The organism is Streptomyces sp. NPDC025833, assembly GCF_055558055.1.
This window is the reverse complement of record NZ_JBVHNF010000009.1, coordinates 336,491-359,196: the sequence shown is the minus strand read 5'-3', so window position 1 is coordinate 359,196 and position 22,706 is coordinate 336,491. Positions and strand designations below refer to the sequence as shown.

Annotated in this window: 20 protein-coding genes; 11 read left to right on the top strand and 9 right to left on the bottom strand. The window is 74.1% G+C overall.

Translation table 11 applies throughout. The annotated features are described in order from the left end of the window. Positions 1-505 precede the first annotated feature (505 nt). Positions 506-1,228, bottom strand: a complete 723-nt coding sequence (locus tag ACZ4K2_RS18675) for a hypothetical protein (protein ID WP_467474034.1) — start codon at positions 1,226-1,228, stop codon at positions 506-508. 190 nt (positions 1,229-1,418) lie between these two features. Here ACZ4K2_RS18675 and ACZ4K2_RS18670 point away from each other — a divergent pair, with 190 nt between their 5' ends. The 3 genes from ACZ4K2_RS18670 to hutH all read left to right on the top strand — a co-directional run bounded on the left by ACZ4K2_RS18670 (position 1,419) and on the right by hutH (position 5,128). Then, a complete protein-coding gene (locus tag ACZ4K2_RS18670; RefSeq protein ID WP_467474033.1) occupies positions 1,419-2,213 on the top strand; it encodes an enoyl-CoA hydratase/isomerase family protein in 795 nt (264 codons plus the stop codon). 145 nt (positions 2,214-2,358) lie between these two features. Then, positions 2,359-3,501 carry a GGDEF domain-containing protein gene (locus ACZ4K2_RS18665; RefSeq protein ID WP_467474032.1) on the top strand — a complete coding sequence of 381 codons (1,143 nt, stop codon included), beginning with the start codon at positions 2,359-2,361 and terminating at the stop codon, positions 3,499-3,501. Between the two features lie 88 nt (positions 3,502-3,589). Continuing rightward, the gene (hutH, locus tag ACZ4K2_RS18660) at positions 3,590-5,128 is read left to right on the top strand and encodes a histidine ammonia-lyase (protein WP_467474069.1); all 1,539 of its coding nucleotides are present in this window, start codon (positions 3,590-3,592) and stop codon (positions 5,126-5,128) included. A 214-nt stretch (positions 5,129-5,342) separates the two neighbouring features. On the opposite strand, the gene ACZ4K2_RS18655 is transcribed toward hutH, so the two are convergent. Further along, positions 5,343-5,675 (bottom strand): LAETG motif-containing sortase-dependent surface protein, encoded by a 333-nt coding sequence (locus ACZ4K2_RS18655; RefSeq protein WP_467474030.1) that lies wholly within the window; start codon positions 5,673-5,675, stop codon positions 5,343-5,345. Between the two features lie 109 nt (positions 5,676-5,784). Between ACZ4K2_RS18655 and ACZ4K2_RS18650 the strand changes: the two genes are divergently transcribed. The 3 genes from ACZ4K2_RS18650 (at position 5,785) to ACZ4K2_RS18640 (ending at position 11,224) form a co-directional block, all read left to right on the top strand. Then, positions 5,785-6,132 carry a hypothetical protein gene (locus ACZ4K2_RS18650; RefSeq protein WP_467474028.1) on the top strand — a complete coding sequence of 116 codons (348 nt, stop codon included), beginning with the start codon at positions 5,785-5,787 and terminating at the stop codon, positions 6,130-6,132. A gap of 245 nt (positions 6,133-6,377) precedes the next feature. Continuing rightward, on the top strand, positions 6,378-7,628 hold the full coding sequence (locus ACZ4K2_RS18645) for a L,D-transpeptidase (protein WP_467474026.1): 1,251 nt from the start codon (positions 6,378-6,380) through the stop codon (positions 7,626-7,628). A 299-nt stretch (positions 7,629-7,927) separates the two neighbouring features. After that, entirely contained in the window at positions 7,928-11,224 is a 3,297-nt protein-coding gene (locus tag ACZ4K2_RS18640; protein ID WP_467474068.1) for a S8 family peptidase, read from the top strand. Positions 11,225-11,279: 55 nt separating this feature from the next. On the opposite strand, the gene ACZ4K2_RS18635 is transcribed toward ACZ4K2_RS18640, so the two are convergent. Further along, positions 11,280-12,185 carry a helix-turn-helix domain-containing protein gene (locus ACZ4K2_RS18635; protein ID WP_467474025.1) on the bottom strand — a complete coding sequence of 302 codons (906 nt, stop codon included), beginning with the start codon at positions 12,183-12,185 and terminating at the stop codon, positions 11,280-11,282. A 171-nt stretch (positions 12,186-12,356) separates the two neighbouring features. Here ACZ4K2_RS18635 and ACZ4K2_RS18630 point away from each other — a divergent pair, with 171 nt between their 5' ends. Beyond that, positions 12,357-13,400: an NAD(P)-dependent alcohol dehydrogenase gene (locus ACZ4K2_RS18630; protein WP_467474023.1), complete on the top strand. Its 1,044-nt coding sequence runs from the start codon at positions 12,357-12,359 to the stop codon at positions 13,398-13,400. A 59-nt stretch (positions 13,401-13,459) separates the two neighbouring features. Here the strand turns inward: ACZ4K2_RS18630 and ACZ4K2_RS18625 are convergent, their stop codons facing one another. Both ACZ4K2_RS18625 and ACZ4K2_RS18620 read right to left on the bottom strand, forming a co-directional pair. After that, positions 13,460-14,191 carry a type 1 glutamine amidotransferase family protein gene (locus tag ACZ4K2_RS18625; RefSeq protein WP_467474022.1) on the bottom strand — a complete coding sequence of 244 codons (732 nt, stop codon included), beginning with the start codon at positions 14,189-14,191 and terminating at the stop codon, positions 13,460-13,462. A gap of 264 nt (positions 14,192-14,455) precedes the next feature. Next, positions 14,456-15,574: a hypothetical protein gene (locus ACZ4K2_RS18620; RefSeq protein ID WP_467474020.1), complete on the bottom strand. Its 1,119-nt coding sequence runs from the start codon at positions 15,572-15,574 to the stop codon at positions 14,456-14,458. A gap of 186 nt (positions 15,575-15,760) precedes the next feature. Between ACZ4K2_RS18620 and ACZ4K2_RS18615 the strand changes: the two genes are divergently transcribed. Then, on the top strand, positions 15,761-16,915 hold the full coding sequence (locus ACZ4K2_RS18615) for a cystathionine gamma-synthase (RefSeq protein ID WP_467474019.1): 1,155 nt from the start codon (positions 15,761-15,763) through the stop codon (positions 16,913-16,915). 13 nt (positions 16,916-16,928) lie between these two features. On the opposite strand, the gene ACZ4K2_RS18610 is transcribed toward ACZ4K2_RS18615, so the two are convergent. The 3 genes from ACZ4K2_RS18610 to ACZ4K2_RS18600 form a co-directional block, all read right to left on the bottom strand. Then, the gene (locus ACZ4K2_RS18610) at positions 16,929-17,177 is read right to left on the bottom strand and encodes a hypothetical protein (RefSeq protein WP_467474017.1); all 249 of its coding nucleotides are present in this window, start codon (positions 17,175-17,177) and stop codon (positions 16,929-16,931) included. Positions 17,178-17,358: 181 nt separating this feature from the next. Next, positions 17,359-17,862, bottom strand: coding sequence for a sigma factor-like helix-turn-helix DNA-binding protein (locus ACZ4K2_RS18605; protein WP_467474015.1), 504 nt, complete (start codon positions 17,860-17,862; stop codon positions 17,359-17,361). A gap of 99 nt (positions 17,863-17,961) precedes the next feature. Beyond that, entirely contained in the window at positions 17,962-18,468 is a 507-nt protein-coding gene (locus ACZ4K2_RS18600; RefSeq protein WP_467474066.1) for a MarR family winged helix-turn-helix transcriptional regulator, read from the bottom strand. Positions 18,469-18,630: 162 nt separating this feature from the next. Here ACZ4K2_RS18600 and ilvA point away from each other — a divergent pair, with 162 nt between their 5' ends. The 3 genes from ilvA to ACZ4K2_RS18585 all read left to right on the top strand — a co-directional run bounded on the left by ilvA (position 18,631) and on the right by ACZ4K2_RS18585 (position 21,932). Next, positions 18,631-19,860 (top strand): threonine ammonia-lyase, encoded by a 1,230-nt coding sequence (gene ilvA / locus ACZ4K2_RS18595; protein WP_467474014.1) that lies wholly within the window; start codon positions 18,631-18,633, stop codon positions 19,858-19,860. Between the two features lie 234 nt (positions 19,861-20,094). Further along, complete coding sequence (locus ACZ4K2_RS18590) at positions 20,095-21,078, top strand: ATP-binding cassette domain-containing protein (protein ID WP_467474012.1); 984 nt, start codon at positions 20,095-20,097, stop codon at positions 21,076-21,078. Next, positions 21,075-21,932, top strand: a complete 858-nt coding sequence (locus ACZ4K2_RS18585) for an ABC transporter permease (RefSeq protein ID WP_467474011.1) — start codon at positions 21,075-21,077, stop codon at positions 21,930-21,932. Before ACZ4K2_RS18590 ends, ACZ4K2_RS18585 begins: the two co-directional genes overlap by 4 nt. A 107-nt stretch (positions 21,933-22,039) precedes the next feature. On the opposite strand, the gene greA is transcribed toward ACZ4K2_RS18585, so the two are convergent. Further along, on the bottom strand, positions 22,040-22,537 hold the full coding sequence (gene greA / locus ACZ4K2_RS18580; RefSeq protein WP_467474009.1) for a transcription elongation factor GreA: 498 nt from the start codon (positions 22,535-22,537) through the stop codon (positions 22,040-22,042). Positions 22,538-22,706 lie beyond the last annotated feature (169 nt).

The window sequence follows — 22,706 nt, the reverse complement described above, 5'->3', positions numbered from 1 at the left end:
CTTCGTCCGGCCCGGTGTAGCCGACGACCCAGGGCCCTCCGCCTGGCCCGGTGTGGCTGACGACCCAAGGCCATCGGCCCGGCTTGGCGTGGCTGACGCCCCAGGACCCTCCGTCCTGCCCGGTGTGGCCGACGACCCAGGGCCATCGGCCGGGCCCGGCGAGGCCGACGACCCGTGCGTCCGGGCTCCGGCCGAGTCGTGGTTGCCGGTCTGCGCCCGGGGCTCCTCGTTCGGGTCGGCGGGGCTGACGTCCCCCGTGTTCGTGCTCGGGCCGGGCTGTGGTTGCCGGTCTGCGCCCGGGGCTCCTCGTTCGGGTCGGCGGGGCTGACGTCCCCCGTGTTCGTGCTCGGGCCGGGCTGTGGCCGCCGGTTCGCGCCCGGGGCTCCTCGTTCGGGTCGGAGGAGCTGACGTCCCCCGCGTTCGTGCTCGGGCCGGGCCGTGCCCGCCGGTCCGCCTCCGGGGCCTCTCGTCAGGTCGGCGGGGCCGAGACCTTCCGTGTCCGTGCTCAGGCCGAGCCGGGGTCGCCGGTCCGTCGCGGCGGCCGGTCCCAGGGGTTCTCGTCCGGGGCCGGGCCGAGGTCGATGTCCACGCACAGGCCGATCACCGGCAGGCACACCTCGCCCGGAGCGGGTTCCGCCGTGGGCTCCGGCGCCGGGGGCCGGCTCGGTGCCGGGGTGGGGTCCGGGGCCGGTGTCCCCGGGGCCGGACGCGGGGCGGACGTCGTCGGCGCCGGTGCCGGCGCGGGTGCCGCGGGCGGGACGGACGAGGGGGCCGTCGGGGCGGTGGACGGGGTGGCCGCCGGGGGCGGGGCCGGTACGGCCGTGCCGTCGGCCGGGGCCGTGGACCCGCCCGGCACTTCGGGGGCGGGCGACCCGGCGGGCGCCGGGGCGCGGCCCCCGTCACCCGGGGCGGAGGCCGCCGAGGATGGTGCGGCGCGGACGCCGGCGGCGGGAGAGGCGGCGCGGGTGGCCGCGGTGCCGGCCGGCCCGGTCGCGGTTCCGCCGCCGCGGTCCGTCCGGGGCGCGGCCGCCGCCGTGCCGGGTGCGCCGACGCCCCCGTCCGAGGCCGACCGGACCAGGCCGAGCAACCCCGCGGCCAGGGCCAGGCCGGCCGCGGCGAGCAGCACCCCGCGGGGACGGGGCCTGCGGTGCCGCCCGCGTCGTAGGCCCGGTCTTCTGCCCGGCTCGTCCCCCGGTGCCGTACCGGTGCGTGCGGGTATCGCTGTCATGGGTCCCCTCCCCGCCGTGCGCCCGGGGCGCGCATGGCGGGGCGGACGCTATGCGCTCCCGTGGGCGGTGTGCGGGGAGACCGCCCCGATGTCACTCGAACGGGCGTAGCCCTCCGGGGTTTCGCGGGCGCGGGTCCGGCTGCGATGATCGGATCGACAGTCAGTTAACCCGCGTTAACCGGAGGGCGTCATGGGCGAGGAGCGGTTCGGGGAGTTCGTGCTGGTGCGGCGGCACGAACAGGTCGCGGAGCTGGTGCTGGACCGGCCCAAGGCGATGAACGCCGTCTCCACCGGGATGGCCCGCTCCCTCGCGGACGCGTGCGCTGCGCTCGCCGCCGACCGGGAGGCCCGGGTGGTCGTCCTGACCTCGTCGCACGACCGCGCGTTCTGCGTGGGCGCGGACCTGAAGGAGCGGAACTCCTTCACCGACGCCGACCTCGTGCGGCAGCGCCCGGTGGCGCGGGCGGCGTACACCGGGGTGCTGGAGCTGCCGATGCCGACGATCGCCGCGGTGCACGGCTTCGCGCTGGGCGGCGGGTTCGAGCTGGCCCTGTCCTGCGATCTGATCGTGGCCGACCGCACGGCCGTGGTGGGGCTGCCGGAGGTGTCCGTGGGCGTGATCCCGGGCGGCGGCGGCACGCAGTTGCTGCCGCGCCGGGTCGGGGCGGCCCGGGCGGCCGAGCTGATCTTCTCGGCGCGCCGGGTGGAGGCGGCGGAGGCGGCCGGGCTGGGGCTCGTGGACCAGCTCGTCGAGGAGGGCCGGGACCGCGAGGAGGCGCTGGCCCTGGGCGCCCGGATCGCCGCCAACTCGCCCGTGGGACTGCGGGCGGCGAAGCGCGCGCTGCGGCTGGGGCACGGCCTCGACCTGCGGGCGGGCCTGGACGTCGAGGACGCCGCCTGGCGATCGGTGGCCTTCTCGGGCGACCGGGCGGAGGGGGTGGCGGCCTTCAACGAGAAGCGCAGGCCGCAGTGGCCGGGGGAGTGAGCGAGGGCCCCTCGTCCGGATCACGCCGGGCTCGGGGGGCTGATCCGGACGGAAGACCCCGGGACCTCGGGGCCCGCCGCCGCACATTCCACCTGATCGCCCCGCCGATGTCCCGAACGGTTCGATTCCTCCCTAGCCTGGAGTAATGGGTGAGGACAAGCGGCTGACGGCGGTCGTGGCGCTGGCGCAGGGCATGGCGGCCGCGCACACCCCGCGCGAGTGCTGGCAGGCCGCCGCACTCGGTGCCTGCCTCGCGCTGGACGGCGGCTTCGCCGCGCTGTCGGTGTGGGAGCGGGAGCTGGGCCGGCTCCGCGTCCTCGTGAACGTCGGGGAGCGCGCCCCGGACGAGGAGGAGTTCCCCGAGGCCGAGGCGTACCCGGTGCACCAGTTCCCGGAGATCACCGAGTTCCTGCACGAGCGGTGGGCGGGCGGCGGGGGCCCCAACGCCTGGGTGGAGACCGCGGCGGGGGCCGCCGCCGGCACCCCCGGCTACCTGCACCAGCGGGTCGCCGCCCTGCGCCGCCGGGGCCGTGGCTGCTGCGTCGTCGCCCCCGTCGTGCTGCACGGGCGCGCCTGGGGCGAGCTGTACGTGGCGCGCCCGCCCGGCCGGCCGCCGTACGGGCGCGCCGACGCGGACTTCGCCACCGTGCTCGCCGCCGTCGTGGCCGCGGGCATCGCGCAGACCGAGCGGCTGGAGGAGGCCCGCCGGCTCGCGTTCACCGACGCCCTCACGGGGCTCGCCAACCGCCGTGCCGTCGACGTCCGGCTGGAGGAGGCCGTCGAACGGCACCGCGCGGAGGGGGTCGTCGTCAGCCTGGTCGTCTGCGACCTCAACGGGCTCAAGCGGGTCAACGACACCCTCGGGCACGCCGTCGGCGACCGGCTCCTGGAGCGGTTCGGCTCCGTGCTGTCGCTGTGCGGCGCGATGGTGCCCGGGGCGCTGGCCGCGCGGCTCGGCGGGGACGAGTTCTGCCTGCTCGCGATCGGGCAGCCCGCCGACGACGTGGTGAAGGCGGCGGACGAACTCTGCCGCCGGGCCGCTGAGCTGGAGCTGGGCGAGGGGGTCGCGTGCGGGGTCGCCTCGACCGAGGAGCCGGTCGGCGAGGTGCACGACGCCCGCCGGCTGTTCCGGCTCGCGGACGCGGCCCAGTACCGCGCCAAGGCGCTGCGGCTGGACCGGCCGGTGGTGGCCGGCCGCGAGGGGCCCAACGATCCGGTCGTACGGCTGGCCGACGAGCCGCCGCCCCCGCGCGCCGAGCGGCGCCGCTTCCGCGGGCGCCGGCCGTGAGGCGCGGCCCGCACCCCGAGGTAAGGGGCGCTGCCGGTATCCACTAGTGACACCGGTGCATTCAATGCGTACGCTCCTGAATATGGATATGCACACTGTGGTGGTGGGGACGTCCGGTGTCACGGCGTCCGACGTGCTCGCCGTGGCGCGCGGCGGTGCCCGCGTCGAGCTGTCGGCGGAGGCGGTGGCGGCGCTCGCCGCGGCCCGGGAGATCGTGGACGCGCTGGCGGCCAAGCCGGAGCCGGTCTACGGCGTCTCCACGGGCTTCGGCGCCCTGGCGACCCGGCACATCAGCCATGAGCTGCGCGCCCAGTTGCAGCGCAACATCGTCCGCTCGCACGCCGCCGGCATGGGTCCGCGGGTGGAGCGCGAGGTCGTCCGGGCGCTGATGTTCCTGCGGCTCAAGACCGTCTGCTCGGGACACACCGGTGTGCGGCCCGAGGTCGCGCAGACCATGGCCGACGTGCTGAACGCCGGGATCACCCCCGTCGTGCACGAGTACGGCTCCCTCGGCTGCTCCGGCGACCTGGCCCCGCTGAGCCACTGCGCCCTCACCCTCATGGGGGAGGGGGACGCCGAGGGTCCCGACGGTGCCGTACGGCCCGCCGGCGAGCTGCTCGCCGAGCACGGGATCGCCCCCGTCGAGCTGCGCGAGAAGGAGGGCCTCGCCCTCCTCAACGGCACCGACGGCATGCTCGGCATGCTGGTCATGGCCCTCGCCGACCTGGACACCCTGTACAAGTCCGCCGACATCACCGCCGCCCTCAGCCTGGAGGCGCTGCTCGGCACGGACAAGGTGCTGGCCCCCGAACTGCATGCCATCCGGCCGCACCCCGGGCAGGGCGCCAGCGCCGCCAACATGCTCGCCGTGCTGGCGGGCTCGGAACTCACCGGGCACCACCAGGACGACGCCCCGCGGGTCCAGGACGCCTACTCGGTGCGCTGCGCCCCGCAGGTCGCCGGCGCCGGACGCGACACGGTCGCGCACGCCCGGCTGGTCGCGGAGCGGGAGCTGGCCTCCGCCGTCGACAATCCCGTCGTGCTGCCCGACGGCCGCGTGGAGTCCAACGGCAACTTCCACGGCGCCCCCGTGGCCTACGTGCTGGACTTCCTCGCCATCGCCGCCGCCGACCTCGGCTCCATCGCAGAGCGCCGCACCGACCGGCTGCTGGACAAGAACCGCAGCCACGGGCTGCCGCCGTTCCTCGCGGACGACGCCGGTGTCGACTCCGGGCTCATGATCGCCCAGTACACGCAGGCCGCGCTGGTCAGCGAGCTGAAGCGGCTCGCCGTACCGGCCTCCGCGGACTCCATCCCGTCCTCCGCCATGCAGGAGGACCACGTGTCCATGGGCTGGTCGGCCGCGCGCAAGCTGCGCACCGCCGTGGACAACCTCACCCGGGTCATCGCCATCGAGCTGTACGCGGCCACCCGCGCCGTCGAACTGCGCGAGGGCCTCACCCCGGCGCCCGCCTCGCGGGCCGTGATCACGGCCGTGCGCGCCGCGGGCGTGCAGGGCCCGGGCCCGGACCGGTTCCTGGCGCCCGACCTGGCCGCCGCCGACGCCTTCGTGCGCGGCGGGGAGCTGGTGGCCGCCGTGGAGCAGGTCACCGGCCCGCTGCGCTGACCGGAACCGGGGTCCCGGCCGCGACCGGGACCCCGTCACGCCCGGCACTCCGCCGAACCCGACGCCCCGTCACCCCGACGCCTCGTCACCCCGACGCGCGGGGCGCCTCTTTCACCGCGGCCACGGGCACGGCGTACGGCTTCCCGTGCGGCCCCGGCCCGCTCCGCCACGTCGGCCGCGGCGGGGGCGGCCGGGGAGTCCCCGTCGGGGACGATCAGAAACCGAGGCGTTCGCGGCGCACCGCGTACACGACGAACCCGGCGCCCACGGTGAGGAAGAGGCTGCCGCCGACGACGTACGGGGTGGTGTCGAGGCTTCCCGTGTCGGCCAGTTCGGCCTCCCGGGCGGCCTGGGCGGCCTGGTCCGAGGCGGCGGTGCCGGTGGCCGAGGCCTGGGTGAACCGGGTGACCTGGCCCGTCCCGGACAGGGCGGCCGTCTCTCTCGCCGGGGCGTCCTGCGAGGCGTTCGCGGACGGGACGAACCACAGCGCGCAGAGCAGGGTGGCCGCGGCGGTGGCGGTCAGCAGCGGACGGCGAGCGGATGACACGGAATATCGATCCCCTTGTGACGCTGGCGAATTGGCCGTGTGGGCAGATGTTAGTGAAAGTCGCGGGTCACGGGAAAGTCACGAGAGGTTTCGGCCGTACGCTCCCGCCATGAGCGCAGAAGAGACATCACGGTTTGTGCGGCTTCGGGTGGAGCTCGTGCTGGAAGTGCAGGACGACGACGAGGTGACCAAGACGGCGCTGAGCCGGCTCGCCGCGGACACCGGGCTGCCGGAGTCGGAGCGGGCGCACGCCGAGGCGGCTGTGACGGAGGACACCGCGGAGGCCCTCGCCTACCTCGTCGATCCGTTCGACCTGGTCAGTGAGGTGCCCGGGGTGGAACTCCAGCAGGCGTCCTGGTCCACCGAGCGGATCGACTACGACCCTGACTCGCCCGACTGGGACCTCGACGAGGATGATGTGGACGACGACGACGAGGAGGACGACGGCATCGGCTGAGCGTCCCGGGGCACCCACGACCCCGGGCGGCGACCGCCGTCCGGGGTTTCGCCGTCCCAGGGGGCGCACGGCCCAACTCCCGCCCCACACGCACCACGGCCCCCCACGCGCGGCCCGATTCCGCGAACGTGGGATGCCCCACAGATCCACATGCTGTGGAACGGGACGGACCGGCCGTAGCGTTGAAGGTTCGTGGCGGGGGACTCTCGGGGTTTTCGCGATTGGCAACGATGGAGAAGCTTGTGATGACGGACGGTAAGCGGCGCGGGCGTCTGATGACTGCGTCCGCCCTGCTCGGTGGTGTGCTGGTGCTCACGGGGTGCTCGGGCGGCGAGAAGGCCTCCGCGACCGGCGGCAGCGATGACGCCTCGCAGGCCCAGTCCGACGCGGCGGCGGCCAAGAAGTCGTCCGAGGCGCAGATCACGATCACGCCCAAGGACGGCTCCGCCAACGCGTCGATCAACAACTCCGCCGCCGTCACGGTGAGCAAGGGCTCGCTCACCGGCGTCACCATGACCACGCAGGACGGCAAGGCCGTCGACGGCAAGCTGTCCGCCGACGGCAAGAGCTGGAAGCCCACCACCCAGCTGGAGCGCTCGACCACCTACAAGGTCGCCGCGGAGGCCAAGGACTCCGAGGGCCTCATAGCCCACGAGAACGCCTCCTTCACCACGGTCTCCCCGGCCAACAGCTTCATCGGCACCTTCACCCCGGACAACGGCGCCACGGTCGGCGTGGGCATGCCCGTGTCGATCAACTTCGACAAGGCGATCGCCAACAAGGCCGCCGTGCAGAAGGGCATCACGGTCAGCACCACCAGCGGCCAGGAGGTCGCCTGCCACTGGTTCAACGCGAACCGCATGGACTGCCGTCCCCAGGACTACTGGAAGGCGGGCTCCGACGTCACCCTGAAGCTGGCGCTGGACGGTGTCGAGGGCGCCGACGGCGTCCTCGGCGTCCAGCAGAAGACGGTCACCTTCCACGTCGGCCGCAACCAGGTCTCGTACGTGGACGCGAAGTCCAAGCAGATGAAGATCACGCAGGACGGCAAGGTCGTCAGGACCATCCCGATCTCCGCCGGTTCGCCCGACAACAAGACGTACGAGGGCCAGATGGTGATCTCCGAGAAGTTCAAGGAGACCCGCATGAACGGCGCGACGGTCGGCTTCACCGACGACGACGGCAAGGGCGAGTACGACATCAAGGACGTGCCGCACGCCATGCGCCTGACCAGCTCCGGCACCTTCATCCACGGCAACTACTGGGGCGCCCCGTCCGTCTTCGGCAGCGCCAACACCAGCCACGGCTGCGTCGGCCTCCAGGACAAGAAGGGCGCCGGCGACCCGGACATGCCGGCCGCGTGGTTCTTCGACCACACGCTGATCGGTGACGTGGTGGTCGTCCAGAACACCGGCGACAAGACCGTCTCCCCGGACAACGGCCTCAACGGCTGGAACATGGACTGGGCGCAGTGGAAGGCCGGCTCGGCCGTCTGACGCCCGCTCGCACCCGACCCGATGCCGCCCCCGCCCGGGGCGGCATCGGCGTTCCCGGGGCCGGGCCCGACGCCCCGGAAACCCGCGGGACTTCGCGGTTTCGTCACGGTGTCCCCGCCGCGGCGTAACGGTTCCGGCCGCGCCCCCGCGCCGTCCCCTCCGCTCTTGAGCCCTCTGATCACCCCCCGGCATACTGCGGCACCCGGGGGCGTCGCGCATCCGTGCGAGTACACCCCTGGCCGGGTGAACGGGGAATTCACCCGGCATCTCGGCTCCAGGGGGAGACCTTGCACGGACGAGTGAGAAGAGCGGCCGCGGCCGGGACGGCGGCAGCCGCGGCGGTCGCCCTCGCGGCGGGCATGACCGGCCCGGCGTCGGCGCGGCCCGCGGCCGCCGCGGCGACCGCCTCCGCACGCGCCACCCAGCACCACGTCACCCTGATCACCGGGGACCGCGTCACCCTCGACGCCGAGGGCCGCGTCGTCGGCCTGGAGCGCGCCGAGGGGCGCGAGCGCATCGCCTTCCAGGTCCGCCGGGCCGCCGGGCACACGCTGGTGGTACCCGCCGACGCGGCCCGCCTGGTCGCCTCCGGCACGCTGGACCGGCGCCTGTTCGACGTCACCGAGCTGGACCGGGCCGCCGCCCGCAGGGCGCAGCGGAACGGTCCGAAGGTCATCGTCGGCTACCGCGGCACCGCCACGGCCGCGAGGGCCGGCGTGCGCGGGGCGGGCACCCTGCGCCACAGCCTGAGGACACTGGACGCGGACGCCGTACAGGTCCCGGCCGGGGACACCGGGCTGTGGCGGGCGGTCACCGACGGCGACCGGGCCGCCTCCGGCATCGCCCGCGTCTGGCTCGACGGCGTCCGCACGGCGAGCCTCGACACGTCCGTCCCGCAGATCGGCGCCCCCGTCGCGTGGCGGTCCGGCTACACCGGCAAGGGCGTGAAGGTCGCCGTCCTGGACACCGGCGTGGACACCGGCCACCCGGACCTCAGGACCCGGGTGGCCGCGTCCCGGAACTTCACCCCCGCCGCCGACGCCACCGACCACGTCGGCCACGGCACGCACGTCGCCTCCATCGTGGCCGGCACGGGCGCCGGGTCGGGCGGCCGGTACAAGGGGGTGGCCCCGGACGCCCGGCTCCTCAACGGCAAGGTCCTGGACGACGGCGGCTCCGGTGCGGATTCCGACATCATCGCCGGCATCGAGTGGGCCGTCTCCCGGGGCGCCTCCGTCGTCAACCTGAGCCTCGGCGGCTACGACAGCCCCGGGATCGACCCGCTGGAGGCCGAGATCAACCGGGTCTCCGCCGAGAAGGGCGTCCTGTTCGCGGTCGCCGCGGGCAACGAGGGCCCCCGGACGGTCAACTCACCGGGCAGCGCGGACGCCGCCCTCACCGTCGGCGCCGTCGACAAGAAGGACGTGCTCGCCTCCTTCTCCTCCACCGGCCCGCGGAGCGGTGACGGCGCCGTCAAGCCGGACGTCACCGCGCCCGGCGTGGACATCACCGCCGCCGCGGCCGAGGACGGCGAGCTCGGCGAGGAGGCCGGCGAGAAGCCCCCGGGCTACCTGACCCTCTCCGGCACCTCGATGGCCACCCCGCACGTCGCGGGCGCCGCGGCCATCCTGAAGCAGGCACACCCCGACTGGGGCCACGCCGAGCTGAAGGCCGCCCTCACCGGCTCCGCCAAGGGCGGCAGGTACACCCCGTTCGAGCAGGGCTCCGGCCGGATCCAGGTCGACAAGGCCGTCGGGCAGTCGGTCATCGCCGACCCGGTGTCGGTGGGCTTCGGTGTCCAGCGCTGGCCGCACACCGACGACACGCCGGTCACCCGGCGGCTGGCCTATCGCAACCTGGGCGACCAGGACGTCACCCTCACCCTCACCAGCACCGCCACCGGCCCCGAGGGCGCCGCGGCCCCGGCCGGATTCTTCACGCTCGGCGCGACGAAGGTGACCGTCCCGGCACACGGCAGGGCCGCGGTCGACCTCACCGCCGACACCAGGCTGGGCGGCACCGTCGACGGCGCCTACTCCGCGTACGTCACGGCGACGGGCGGCGGCCAGACGGTCCGTGCGACCGCCGCGGTGCAGCGCGAGGCGGAGTCGTACGACGTCACGCTGAAGTTCATCGGCCGCGACGGCAGGCCGGCCCCCTACTACGACGCCGGCCTCACCGGCGCGACCGGCCTGGCCGAGGACGTCTCGTTCAACCCGTACGACAAGTCCGGCACGGTGAAGGTGCGCGCGCCCAGGGGCACGTACATCCTCAACGCCTCCGTCTCCCGTGACCCGCGCGACGCCGGCAAGGGCGTCGACTGGATCGCGCAGCCGAGGCTGACCGTCACCGGGAAGCAGACCGTCACCGTCGACGCGCGCAGGACCAGGCCGGTCGCCGTCACCGTCCCGGCGCCGGGCGCGACCGCGCGGGTCGCCTCGCCCGGCTTCGAGGTCGAGATCGGCGACGGCCGGTACGCCTACGCCCTGTTCCTCACCGGCTACCGGAACTTCCGCACCGCCCACCTGGGCCCGCGCCCGCCCGCCGGAACGCTGCGGCAGCAGTGGGACGGCCACTGGACCAAGGGCGCGAACGAGCAGTACGACGTCACCTCCGGCGGCCCGGTCAGCCGGCTCGCCACCGGCTACACCAGGCACTACAAGGCGGGCGACCTGGCCACGGTGAGGATCCGCATGGGCGCGGCGGCCCGCGGCAAGAAGGGCACCGTCGACGCGTTCGGCTGGCTGCCCGGCAGCTCCGGCGCCGCCGCCCTCGGCTTCCCGCAGCGCCTGCCCGGCACCCGCACCCTGCACCTGTCCGCCCGCGGTGGCGTGCGCTGGGACCTCCGGTTCACCCAGGAAGGCAGGACCGGCCGGGACGGCTTCCCGGACACCGACGCCGACTACGCGCTCGGCGAGTCCGCCTTCAAGGCCGGCCGGACCTACACCAGGACGGTCAACACCGCGGTGTTCGGCCCGCGCCTGGGCGAGGACACCGGCCTGTTCCGCGCCGGCGACGAGATCTACGGCGTGCTGCCGCTGGTCGCCGACTCCGCCGGGCACCGCGGGACCTCGTCCTTCGCCTCGGTGCGGACCACCCTGTACCGCAACGGCGCCAAGGTCGGCTCCGGCGACGACCCGCTGTCCGGCACCGAGACGTTCCGGGTCCCGGCCGGTGACGCGGCCTACCGGCTGACCACCTCGGTCAGGCGGTCCGCGAAGGTCTCCGAGGCGTCGACCCGCGTCGACGCGGCCTGGACGTTCCGCTCCGGGCGGCCGGCGGGCGGCCTCGCGCGGCTGCCGGCCTCCACCGTGCGCTTCGGCGCCACGACCGGCCTGGACAGCCGGGTCCCGGCCGGCCGCACGGCCACCTTCCCGGTCACCGTGGAGGGCGCCGCCGCGGGCCGCAACCTGAAGACCCTCGCCGTCTACGTCTCCTACGACGGCCGCACCTTCAGGAAGGCCGCCGTCCGGGCCGGGAAGATCACCGTGCGGAACCCGGCGCGCGGGAGGGCCGTGTCGTTCCGCGCCAGGATCACCGACAGGAAGGGCAACACGTCGGAGATCACCGTCCACAACGCCTACTTCGGCAGGTAGGCCGCGGCACTCACCGCTGAGGGGCGCACCGGGGGCACGGCCTCCGGTGCGCCCCTCAGCGCGCCGCCGCGCGGGTGGCGTCCGTGCCCCAGCTCGTCAGCAGGCGCAGGGACTCCGCAGAGGAGGAGCCCGCTTCCGCGTGGTAGGTGACCAGCGACTGGTCCGAGCCGTCCGTCAGCCGGAAGCTCTCGAAGTGCAGGGCCAGCTCACCGACCAGCGGGTGCCGCATCCGCTTGACCCCGTGGCTCTTCTCCTTGACGTCGTGCGTGGCCCACAGCCGCCGGAACTCCTCGCTCTTCACCGACAACTCGCCCACCAGGGCCGACAGGCGCGCGTCGTCCGGATCGCAGCCCGCGTCCATGCGCAGGGCGCACACGATGTCGATCGCCTTCTGCTCCCAGTCGACGAACAGCTCCCGGTAGTCCGGGCGCAGGAAGGTCAGCCGCGCCCAGTTCCGCTCGGCGGGCGGCAGCTCGGCCCAGTCGCCGAAGAGGGCCGCCGCCGTCCGGTTCCAGGCGAGGATCTCCGAGCGCCGGCCCACGATGTACGCCGGCACGCCGTCCAGGGACGCCAGCAGCTGCCGCAGCGCCGGGCGCACCTGCTGCTGCCGTGCCGCCGGCTTCTTCTTGTGCGCCTTCGGCTTGGCCAGGTGCGTGAGGTGCGCGTGCTCGGCGTCCGTCAGCCGCAGGGCCCGGGCGATCGAGTCCAGCACCTCCGCGGACACGTTGCGGCCGTTGCCCTGTTCGAGCCGGGTGTAGTACGCGACCGACACCCCGGCGAGCTGCGCCAGCTCCTCGCGGCGCAGCCCCGGTACCCGGCGGTGCCGGCCGAAGGCGGCCAGCCCGACGTCCTCCGGCTGCAGCCGGGCCCGCCGGCTGCGCAGGAACTCGCTCAGCTCCGCCCGCCGGTCCAGGGGCCGGCCGGTGGCGGCCGCGTCCGGTTGCTCGTCCCTGCTGTCCATACGTCCAGTATCCCGGGTCGTACGCACGGCAGCCTGACCTCGCTGGTGGTAGGCACAGCGGTCGTACGCAAAACCGTGGACTGGGTGGATGGCACCGACCCGAGGCAGGCTGGACGCGTACCCGGCGGGAAGGCAGCCGGGCACGACCCCCCTCGCTAGGAGAATCCCGGCATGACCACTGTTGCTGCTTACGCCGCGCCCGCACCGAAGGCCCCGCTGGAGCGGACCACCATCGAGCGGCGCGCGGTCGGCGAGTCCGACGTCCTGATCGATATCAAGTTCGCCGGTATCTGCCACTCCGACATCCACCAGGTCCAGGACGGCTGGCGTCCGGGCACCTTCCCCATGGTCCCGGGCCACGAGATAGCGGGTGTGGTGGCCGAGGTCGGCTCCGGTGTGACGAAGTACGCGGTCGGCGACCGGGTGGGCGTCGGCTGCATGGTCGACTCCTGCCGCGAGTGCGACAACTGCCGGGCCGGACTGGAGCAGTACTGCCTCGGCGGCGGTCCGACCTGGACCTACAACGACACCGGCAAGGACGGTGAGCCCACCTACGGCGGCTACTCCGAGAAGGTCGTCGTCGACGAGAACTACGTCGTCCGCATCCCCGAGGGGCTGTCACTGGACGTGGCCGCGCCGCTGCTGTGCGCGGGCGTCACCACGTACTCGCCGCTGAAGCACTGGAACGCCGGCCCGGGCAAGCGGGTCGCCGTCGTCGGCCTGGGCGGCCTCGGCCACATGGGCGTCAAGATCGCGCACGCGCTGGGCGCCGAGGTCACGGTGCTCTCCCAGTCCCTGCGCAAGAAGGACGACGGGCTCCGGCTGGGTGCCGACCACTACCACGCCACCGGCGACCCGGAGACCTTCGAGAAGCTGAAGGGCACGTTCGACATCATCCTGAACACCGTCTCGGCGCCGCTCGACTTCTCCGCGTACGTGGGCCTGCTGCGCACCGACGGGACCATGGTGAACGTGGGGCTGCCCGAGGAGCCGGTGCAGCTCGTGCTCCAGTCGATGTTCGGCCACCGCCGCAGCATGAGCAGCTCGGGCATCGGCGGCATCGCCGAGACCCAGGAGATGCTGGACTTCTGCGCCGAGCACGGCCTGGGCGCGGAGATCGAGCTGATCCGCGCCGACCAGATCAACGAGGCGTACGAGCGGGTGCAGGCCAGCGACGTCCGCTACCGCTTCGTGATCGACACCGCCACCATCTGAGCGGGGCCCGGGCGGGCTCGGCGCGCGCCCGGCCCGCGCGCCCCTCGCGGGGCCGCGGGTCAGGGCACGGGCCAGCCCTCCCCGGCACCGTAGGACCGCACGAGCACGCCCGCGTCGCCCCCGGCGGCCGGGCGCACGACGTGGGCCCGCCCGGCACCGGCCACCCGGGCCTCGCCGCCGCCCACCGCGACCAGGGTGTTCTCGTCCACGGCGACCCCGTACGGCACCGCGCCCCGAGCGACCGCCGTGACCAGCCGGGCCAGCGTCCCCCACTGGGCTGCGTGCACGTCCACCGCGAACGGCACCAGCCCGAGCCCCGCCCGCACCTCGATCTCCGCCAGGTCCTCCCCGGTCTCCTCCGGGCACACCGGGACCCCGTCCGCCAGCCAGCCGCCGACCACGGCCCGCCGCGCGGCGACGGCGGCACCGGCGGAGAATCCCGCGTACGGCACACCGCGCCCGGCCAGCAGCGCGGGCAGCCGCTCCAGGCAGCCCGCGAGCGCCTCCTGGTACGCGGGCGTGAGTCCGCCGCACACCAGCAGCCCGTCGATGCCCTCCAGCGCGGCCCCGGGCTCGAACCGCCCGCCGAGCGGCACCAGCAGCGGCACCGGCACGCACGGCGAACCCACTCTGCCCAGCGCCGTCGCGTACCGCTCGAACTGCGCCGCGCCGTCCCCCTCGTCGACGACCAGGCACCCGATCCGCCGCTCCCCGCGCACCTCGCGCAGGAACGGCTCGTACACCTCGGCGCGGTCCCAGCCACCGCCGATCAGGAACGTACGACCCCCCATGACCTCCCCCTCGATCTCCTCCGTGTGCGGCCGCAATCTACGGGGCGGGCCCCGGCGCCGTCGCACCAATAACCGCCGTCCCCACCGGACCGGCACCCGGCCGGAAACGGACGGCCCCACGCCGCCGGGGCGGGAGAACCGCCGCGGGGACGGGTTGGGGCGGTCGCCGGGGACTGCCCGGCCGCCGGAAGCCGCCGGGGTGGTTGCGGCCGCCGGGAGTCCCGCGCCGTCCGCGAGGGCCGCCGGGTCAGCCGGGTGGCCGGATCAGCCGGGCAGGGTGGCTGGGCTGCCGCCGTTCGCCTCGTACCCGGCCACCGCCAGCGCGCGGTGCAGGGCGAAGGCGGCCGCCGGATCGGCGGACAGGGTCCACGGCACCGCGCCGACGTGCCCGTCGATGTGCACCAGCTGGTCCATGGCCTCGGCCCAGCGCTCGGCACGGACCAGGAAGAAGGTCAGCAGGTGCCGGACGTGCGGCGCCGTGGGATCGGCCGGGTCCGCCACGTGCACCGCGTGCAGCGCGCCGTGCATCGCCCGGGTGACGACCTCGCTCCGGTAGAAGCCCGCGACCAGGTTCACCTCCGGGAGGTGCTCGAACACCGCGAACAGCGGCAGCGCGGCGAGCAGGGAGCCCCGCGGGGCGCGGGTCGCGGCGGCCTCGGCGAACGCGTACGCCTGCTCGCGCGAACCGTGCCACTTCTCGCACCAGTAGTGCAGCGCGGCCAGGTGCGCGCCCATGTGGTGCGGGGCGCGGTCGAGGATTTTCAGCCACAGCTGCTCGAACTCCGCCTGCGAGTAGGCCAGTCCGCGGGCGATGGACAGTTCTATGACGTACGGCACCGGATCGCCGGGAGCCAGCAGGGCGGCCTGCCCGCACGCCGTCCGGGCCTCCTCCATGATGATCCGGAAGTCGTCCGTGCCCGGGGTCGCCGTCCGCCAGGCCTGCTGCACCAGGAACTCGGCGTGGACGGCGGCGCCGCCCGCGTCCTTGGGCTGCTCGGCCCGCCACACCCGCAGCCACTGGCCGCCCGGCGTCTCGTGCACCCCGCCGGGCCGCTGCTGCAGCTCCAGCGCGGCGGCGCCGGCGAAGGCCTGTACCCGCTGCCAGCGCAGCTCGCCGTCGGCCCCGGTGCCGGCCAGCAACTGGGCACCGGCCCGGTAGTCCCCGGTGCGCTGGACCAGTTCCAGGACGTCCAGCAGGTCCTCGTCCGGGCCCGGCAGGCGCACGTCCAGCTCCTCCTGGCGCACGAAGCCGTAGGCCGCCGGGTCGGCCGCGTCGGGGTGTCCCGGGGGAACCTGCTCGATCCGCCCGCGGCCGCGCCGCAGGACGGGGAGCAGGACGAGGCTCAGCATGAGCAGCGCCATCAGCAGCCAGAGAATCGCCATGCGTCAAGCGAACCAGACACCGTCGCCACTTGGCGAACCCCTCCGCCGACCTGTGGACAACTTCGGCCGAGGTCATGACAAAAAGGCCGAATCGGGTGATGACAGGAACGTGACGAAATTGCTCAACATGACGAGCGGCCCTCCGTGGACGCCACCGGGCCGCCGGGCGCACTACGCTCGGTTCACATGAGCGACAGGCATATCAGCGAACACTTCGAGACCCTCGCGATCCACGCGGGCAACACCGCGGATCCTCTCACCGGTGCGGTCGTCCCGCCGATCTACCAGGTCTCGACCTACAAGCAGGACGGCGTCGGCGGACTGCGCGGCGGCTACGAGTACAGCCGCAGCGCCAACCCCACCCGTACCGCCCTGGAGGAGAACCTCGCCGCGCTGGAGGGCGGCCGGCGCGGTCTCGCCTTCGCCTCCGGACTGGCGGCCGAGGACACCCTGTTGCGTACGCTGCTCGCCCCCGGCGACCACGTGGTGATCCCGAACGACGCCTACGGCGGCACCTTCCGGCTCTTCTCCAAGGTCGCCACCCGCTGGGGAGTGGAGTGGTCGGTCGCCGACACCAGCGACCCGGCCGCCGTCCGCGCCGCGATCACCCCGAAGACCAAGGCCGTCTGGGTGGAGACCCCCTCCAACCCGCTGCTCGGCATCACCGACATCGCCGCCGTCGCCCAGGTGGCCCACGACGCGGGCGCCCGGCTCGTCGTCGACAACACCTTCGCCACGCCCTACCTCCAGCAGCCGCTGTCGCTCGGCGCGGACGTCGTCGTCCACTCCCTGACCAAGTACATGGGCGGCCACTCGGACGTGGTCGGCGGCGCGCTGATCGTCAGCGACCAGGCCCTCGGCGAGGAGCTGGCCTACCACCAGAACGCGATGGGCGGCGTGGCCGGTCCCTTCGACTCCTGGCTGGTGCTGCGCGGCACCAAGACCCTCGCGGTCCGCATGGACCGGCACAGCGAGAACGCCACGAGGATCGCCGAGATGCTGGCCCGGCACCCGCGCGTGACCGGCGTCTGCTACCCGGGGCTGCCCGAGCACCCCGGCCACGACGTCGCCGTCAAGCAGATGAAGGCGTTCGGCGGCATGGTGTCGTTCCGGGTCGAGGGCGGCGAGCAGGCCGCGATCGAGGTGTGCAACCGCGCCCGGATCTTCACCCTCGGCGAGTCCCTCGGCGGCGTCGAGTCCCTCATCGAGCACCCCGGCCGGATGACGCACGCCTCCACGGCCGGCTCCCTGCTGGAGGTCCCGGCCGACCTGGTGCGCCTGTCGGTCGGCATCGAGAACGCCGACGACCTGCTGGAGGACCTCAAGCAGGCCCTCGGCTAGCCGCGGGCACGGGTCACCAGCCGGTGACCGGCGGAGTCGTCTGCGCGGGCGGCTCCGCCCACGGCCGGGCGTCGGCCGCCCACACGGCGAACGCGACGAGCACCGCGCACGCCAGCAGCCACAGCAGCCGGCGGGCGAGCCGCCGTTGCCGCAGCAGCCGGTCCCCGCGCCGCGCCGCGTCGGCACCCAGCTCGGGCGGCACGGGCGCCGCGGCCCGCTCCATGATCCGCCGCACGGCGTCCTCCCGCTCGCGCCGGTTCACCCCCGCCTCCCCGGCCGGCCCCGCGCGGGGCCGCCCGGCGGGAGCGAACGGGGAGGCAGGGCGCGCCCGGCGCCCCCTCGCGCGCGGGAGCCGTCCGCATCCGGGATCGCCTCCGGCAGCGCCCGCAGGCCGGCGTCGCCTCGCGCGCGGTAGCCGCCTCCCGGGCGGGAGCGGCCGCATCTCATGAGGAGCCCCTCCTGCCGCCCACCGGACGCGGCGGCACCGGCCGGGCGGGGTGCAGCACCGTCGCCGTCGCCCGGTCGCAGAGCGTGTGGACGCGTTCCACGGGCAGCCCGAGCAGGGCCGCCGCCTGCTCCTCGGCCACCCCCTCGTACAGCCGCAGGACGAGGACCAGCCGCTCCCGCGGCGTGAGCGCGGCGAGCGGGCCGGCCGGGTCCGGCCGGACCCGGCCGCGGGCGTCGTAGCGGTGCCAGCCGTTGCGCGCGAAGCGCGTGGCGAGGTACTGGCGGGCGCGGTCGTACGGGTCCTCGCCGCGCAGCCGGTCCCAGCGGGCGTAGGTGTGGGCGAGCGCGAGCGTCAGCAGGCGCCGCGCGCGCGGGTTGGCGTCCGGCGCCTCCGCGGTGAGCAGCGTCGCCGCGTGCAGCAGGCGCCCCGCCGCCCCCGCGACGAACGCCTCGAACTCCCGGGCCCTGCGGGCACCGGGGACCGGCTGCCGCTCACGCACCGCGCCTCCCCCCGAGCGGGTCCGACCGGACCCGGTCTCATATGAGGACAGCGGCGGCCCGGGGTCAAGACTCCGGGCCCCTCCGGTGCACTCCGGCGCTCAGGAAGCCGGCGGCTGCTCCGCCGGCACCCCGCCCTGCACCGTCATCCGCGCGGAGAGCGCGTGGTTGAAGCGGGTGAGCAGCCCGCAGAACTGCTCGCGCTCCTCCGGCGCCCAGTCCTGCGTCAGCTCGGCCATGAGCCGGCGCCTGGACGAACGCACCTCCTCCAGCCGGGCCGAACCGCGCGGCGACAACTGGAGCACCACCGCCCGCCCGTCCTCCGGATGCGAGGTCCGCTTCACGAGCCCGGTGTCCACCAGGGGCGCCACCTGCCGGGTCACCGTGGAGGAGTCGATGCCCATGCTCGCGGCGAGTGCCTTGACGCCCATCGGGCCCTCGTTGTCGAGGCGGTTGAGCAGCAGGTACGCGGCACGGTCCATGGAGTTGCGCACCTGGCCGACGCCGCCGAGCCGTGTCTGTTCGGCCCGGCGGGCGAACACCGCAACCTCGTGCTGGAGGGTGTCGAGAAGACCGGTATCACCGGCGGTCGTCATGTCCATCGACATTTCAGGTGTTGTGGGCATGGCCGGAGGCTCGCTTCATGAAGGGCTGCTGGGTTGGTGGACAGGGTACGCGGCCCGGCGCCGGACCGTACCGGCGCTGCGCAAACCGGTCTCGCTGCGTGGGCACCCCCGTCGTGCGCGAACGTGAACTGCGATGCTGGAGAGATGAGCTACCGCACGGCCGATTCGCTGCGTTCCGTCACCCTCGACGACGTGCGCGGCGCCCAGAAGATGCTCTCGGGCGTCGCACGGGTGACGGCGATGGAAGGCAGCCGGTACCTGTCCCGGCTGGTCGGCGCACCGGTGCACCTGAAGTGCGAGAACCTCCAGCGCACCGGCTCGTTCAAGCTGCGCGGCGCCTACGTGCGGATCGCCGGGCTGCTGCCGGAGGAGCGGGCGGCCGGCGTGGTGGCCGCGAGCGCCGGCAACCACGCGCAGGGCGTGGCGCTGGCCTCCTCGCTGCTCGGCGTGCACGCGACGGTGTTCATGCCGAAGGGCGCCCCGCTGCCGAAGATCAGCGCGACCCGCGAGTACGGCGCCGAGGTGCGCCTGCACGGCCAGGTGGTCGACGAGACGCTGGCCGCCGCCCAGGAGTACGCGGCCGCGACCGGTGCCGTGTTCATCCACCCCTTCGACCACCCGGACGTGATCGCGGGTCAGGGCACGGTCGGCCTGGAGATCCTGGAGCAGAGCCCGCGGGTGCGCACGATCGTCGTCGGCATGGGCGGCGGCGGGCTCGCGGCCGGCATCGCCGTCGCGGTGAAGGAACTCCGGCCGGACGTCCGGATCGTGGGCGTGCAGGCGGAGGGCGCGGCCTGCTACCCGCCCTCCCTCGCCGCCGGCCGGCCGGTCTCCCTGGAGCACCCCGCGACGATGGCCGACGGCATCAAGGTGGGCCGGCCGGGCGAGGTGCCGTTCGGGATCGTCGGCGAGCTGGTCGACGAGGTGCGCACGGTCAGCGAGGACCACCTCTCGGCGGCGCTGCTGCTCTGCCTGGAGCGGGCCAAGCTGGTGGTGGAGCCGGCCGGGGCCAGCCCCGTCGCCGCGCTGCTGACCGCGCCGGACGCCTTCGAGGGGCCGGTCGTCGCGGTGCTCTCCGGCGGCAACGTCGACCCGGTGCTGATGCAGCGCGTGCTGCGGCACGGCATGGCCGCCCAGGGCCGCTACCTCGCCGTACGACTGCGGCTGACCGACCGGCCGGGCGCGCTCGCCACGCTGCTCGGGGTGCTGTCCGCGGCCGACGCCAACGTCCTGGACATCAGCCACGTGCGCACCGACCCCCGGCTCGGTCTCACCGAGGCCGAGGTGGAGCTGCACCTGGAGACGGAGGGCCCGGCGCACCGCGTCGAGGTCGGCCGGGCCCTGCGGGACGCCGGCTACACGGTCATCGACTGACGCCGGGCAACCCGCACCACCCGGACGGGTGAAAAGCATTGAGAAACGCGATACATCGCGTTACGGTCCTGGTGTGACGGCCGCCCGGCCCGGCGGGAGGACGGCGGTCGCGCACCGTGGAACGAGAACGAGAACGAGAACGAGCCCGTGCGGGGGACGGGCCCGGGCAGGCGCCCGCATCCGTCCCCCGCGCGGTCATCCCGCATCCGAGTCCCCGACGACGTGGAGACGGACATGCCTGGGGCCATCCATGCCGAAGGCCTGGTGAAGACCTTCGGAGACGTAAAAGCACTGGACGGCGTCGACCTCGACGTGCCCGAGGGCACCGTCCTCGGCCTGCTCGGGCCGAACGGCGCCGGCAAGACGACCGCCGTCCGCTGCCTGACCACCCTGCTGCGCCCCGACCGCGGCAAGGCGGTCGTCGCGGGCGTGGACGTGCTGCGCCACCCCGACGCCGTACGCCGCCTGATCGGCCTGTCCGGCCAGTTCGCGGCGGTCGACGAATACCTGACCGGCCGGGAGAACCTGCGGATGGTCGGGCAGCTCTACCAGATGCGGGGGAAGGCGGCCAAGGCGCGCGCCGCGGAGCTGCTGGAGCAGTTCCACCTCACGGACGCCGCGGACCGCCCCGCCAAGACCTACTCCGGAGGCATGCGCCGCCGGCTGGACCTGGCCGCGGCCCTCGTGGTCTCGCCGCCGGTGATGTTCATGGACGAGCCCACGACCGGCCTCGACCCGCGCAACCGCCAGCAGCTGTGGGAGGTCATCAAACAGCTCGTCTCCGCCGGTACGACGCTGCTGCTCACCACGCAGTACCTGGAGGAGGCCGACCACCTGGCCCACGAGATCGCGGTCGTCGACCACGGCAGGGTCATCGCCGAGGGCACCTCCGACCAGCTCAAGGCCCGCACCGGCGGCGAGCGAGTGGAGATCGTGGTGCACGAGCGGGACCGCCTCCCCGAAGCCGCGCGGGTGCTGCGCGGCTTCGGCAAGGGCGAGACCACGGTCGAGGAGCACACCCGCATGCTCACGGTGCCCGTCACCGGCGGCGCCAAGCTGCTCGCGGAGATCATCCGCGAACTGGACGCGCGCGGGGTCGAGATGGACGACATCGGACTGCGCCGTCCCACGCTCGACGACGTCTTCCTGTCCCTGACCGGACACGCGGCCGAGACCGCCGACGGGGACGGGCACAACGGCGAGGAGGCCGGCCGATGAGCGCGGTACCCGGCCCCGCGCCCGCCGCGGCCCCCGGCAGCGCCCTCGGCCGGTCCGTACGCGACTCGCTGATCGTCGCCAGGCGCAACCTGATCCGCATGTCCCGCATACCCGAGGTGATGATCTTCGGGCTGATCCAGCCGATCATGTTCGTGGTGCTGTTCACCTACGTGTTCGGCGGTTCGATGAAGATCGGCGCCAGCACCAGCGCACTGGACTACAAGAACTTCCTGATGGCAGGCATCTTCGCGCAGACCGTCACCTTCGCCACGGCCGGCGCCGGCGCGGGCATTGCCGACGACATGCACAAGGGCCTCATCGACCGCTTCCGCTCGCTGCCCATGGCGCGCGGCGCGGTGCTGACCGGCCGCACCCTCGCCGACCTGGTGCAGACGGCGCTCACCCTGCTGGTCCTCGCCGTGGTCGCGCTGCTGGTCGGCTGGCGGGCCGGTTCCGACGGCGACACCGACGCCGGCAGGATCCTCGCCGCCTTCGGCCTGCTGCTCCTGCTCGGCTACGCGTTCACCTGGATCGGCGCGCTGATCGGCCTCGTCGTGCGCACCCCGGAGGCGGCCACCTCCGGCGGACTGGTCTGGCTCTTCCCGGTGACCTTCCTCTCCAACGCGTTCGTGGACACCGGCAACATGACGCCGTGGCTGCGGCACGTCGCCGAATGGAACCCGTTCAGCGCCACCGTCCAGGCGGCCCGCGTACTGCTCGCCAACCCCGGGCGGTCCGGCTCGGACGCCTGGCCGATGCAGCACCCGGTCTGGGCCTCGCTGATCTACTCGGTCCTGATCATCGTGGTCTTCCGGACCCTCGCGGTGCGCAGGTACCGCTCGGCGACCGCCTGACCCGGGACCCGGGGCCCGCCGGCCCGGCGCGGGCGCACCCCGCCCACGACGAAGCCCCCGGCGGGCCCTGAGGGCCCGCCGGGGGCGGGAGGCGGAGGCGGGGAAGGTCAGCCGGAGTAGGGCTCGGCCTTCAGGATCCGCACGGAGGCCTTCTTGCCGTTCGGCAGCTCGTACTCCGCGTCCTCGCCGACCTTGTGGCCGATGACGCCGGTGCCCAGCGGGGACTGCGGCGAGTAGGTCTCGATGTCGGAGCTGGCGTACTCACGGGAGGCCAGCAGGAAGTCCAGGGTGTCGTCCTCGTCGCCGTCGAAGGCGATCGTGACGACCATGCCCGGCGCGACGACGCCGTCCGCGGCCGGTGCCTCGCCGACCTTGGCGTTCTCGAGGAGCTGGGTCAGCTGGCGCACACGGAGCTCCTGCTTGCCCTGCTCCTCCTTGGCCGCGTGGTACCCGCCGTTCTCGCGCAGGTCGCCCTCCTCGCGCGCGGCCGCGATCTTGGCGGCGATCTCCGTGCGCGCAGGACCAGTAAGGTACGCAAGCTCGTCCTTGAGCTTGTTGTACGCCTCCTGGGTCAGCCAGGTGACGTTCTCGCTGGTCTGGGTCACAGGGTGCTCCTCGTCGGTACTGGGAATACAAAGCATCGCCCTACCTCGAAGAATGTTCCCTCTTGGATGGGCGAAACCACGAGCCTAACAATTCGCGGGCGGAAGGGGGAGGACATAAGCCCACAGATTCACGTCAACGCAGGTCGGGCCCTCGACATTCCGGACAGCG

Excerpts from the sequence above, each read along its gene's own strand:
- ACZ4K2_RS18615 (WP_467474019.1), top strand. The coding sequence starts at position 15,761 with ATGAGCGACAGGCATATCAGCGAACACTTCGAGACCCTCGCGATCCAC.
- ACZ4K2_RS18585 (WP_467474011.1), top strand. The coding sequence starts at position 21,075 with ATGAGCGCGGTACCCGGCCCCGCGCCCGCCGCGGCCCCCGGCAGCGCC.
- ACZ4K2_RS18630 (WP_467474023.1), top strand. The coding sequence starts at position 12,357 with ATGACCACTGTTGCTGCTTACGCCGCGCCCGCACCGAAGGCCCCGCTG.
- hutH (WP_467474069.1), top strand. The coding sequence starts at position 3,590 with ATGCACACTGTGGTGGTGGGGACGTCCGGTGTCACGGCGTCCGACGTG.
- ACZ4K2_RS18625 (WP_467474022.1), bottom strand. The coding sequence starts at position 14,191 with ATGGGGGGTCGTACGTTCCTGATCGGCGGTGGCTGGGACCGCGCCGAG.
- ACZ4K2_RS18635 (WP_467474025.1), bottom strand. The coding sequence starts at position 12,185 with ATGGACAGCAGGGACGAGCAACCGGACGCGGCCGCCACCGGCCGGCCC.
- ACZ4K2_RS18620 (WP_467474020.1), bottom strand. The coding sequence starts at position 15,574 with ATGGCGATTCTCTGGCTGCTGATGGCGCTGCTCATGCTGAGCCTCGTC.
- ACZ4K2_RS18645 (WP_467474026.1), top strand. The coding sequence starts at position 6,378 with ATGACGGACGGTAAGCGGCGCGGGCGTCTGATGACTGCGTCCGCCCTG.
- ACZ4K2_RS18600 (WP_467474066.1), bottom strand. The coding sequence starts at position 18,468 with ATGTCGATGGACATGACGACCGCCGGTGATACCGGTCTTCTCGACACC.
- ACZ4K2_RS18675 (WP_467474034.1), bottom strand. The coding sequence starts at position 1,228 with ATGACAGCGATACCCGCACGCACCGGTACGGCACCGGGGGACGAGCCG.
- ilvA (WP_467474014.1), top strand. The coding sequence starts at position 18,631 with ATGAGCTACCGCACGGCCGATTCGCTGCGTTCCGTCACCCTCGACGAC.
- ACZ4K2_RS18650 (WP_467474028.1), top strand. The coding sequence starts at position 5,785 with ATGAGCGCAGAAGAGACATCACGGTTTGTGCGGCTTCGGGTGGAGCTC.
- ACZ4K2_RS18670 (WP_467474033.1), top strand. The coding sequence starts at position 1,419 with ATGGGCGAGGAGCGGTTCGGGGAGTTCGTGCTGGTGCGGCGGCACGAA.
- ACZ4K2_RS18590 (WP_467474012.1), top strand. The coding sequence starts at position 20,095 with ATGCCTGGGGCCATCCATGCCGAAGGCCTGGTGAAGACCTTCGGAGAC.
- ACZ4K2_RS18665 (WP_467474032.1), top strand. The coding sequence starts at position 2,359 with ATGGGTGAGGACAAGCGGCTGACGGCGGTCGTGGCGCTGGCGCAGGGC.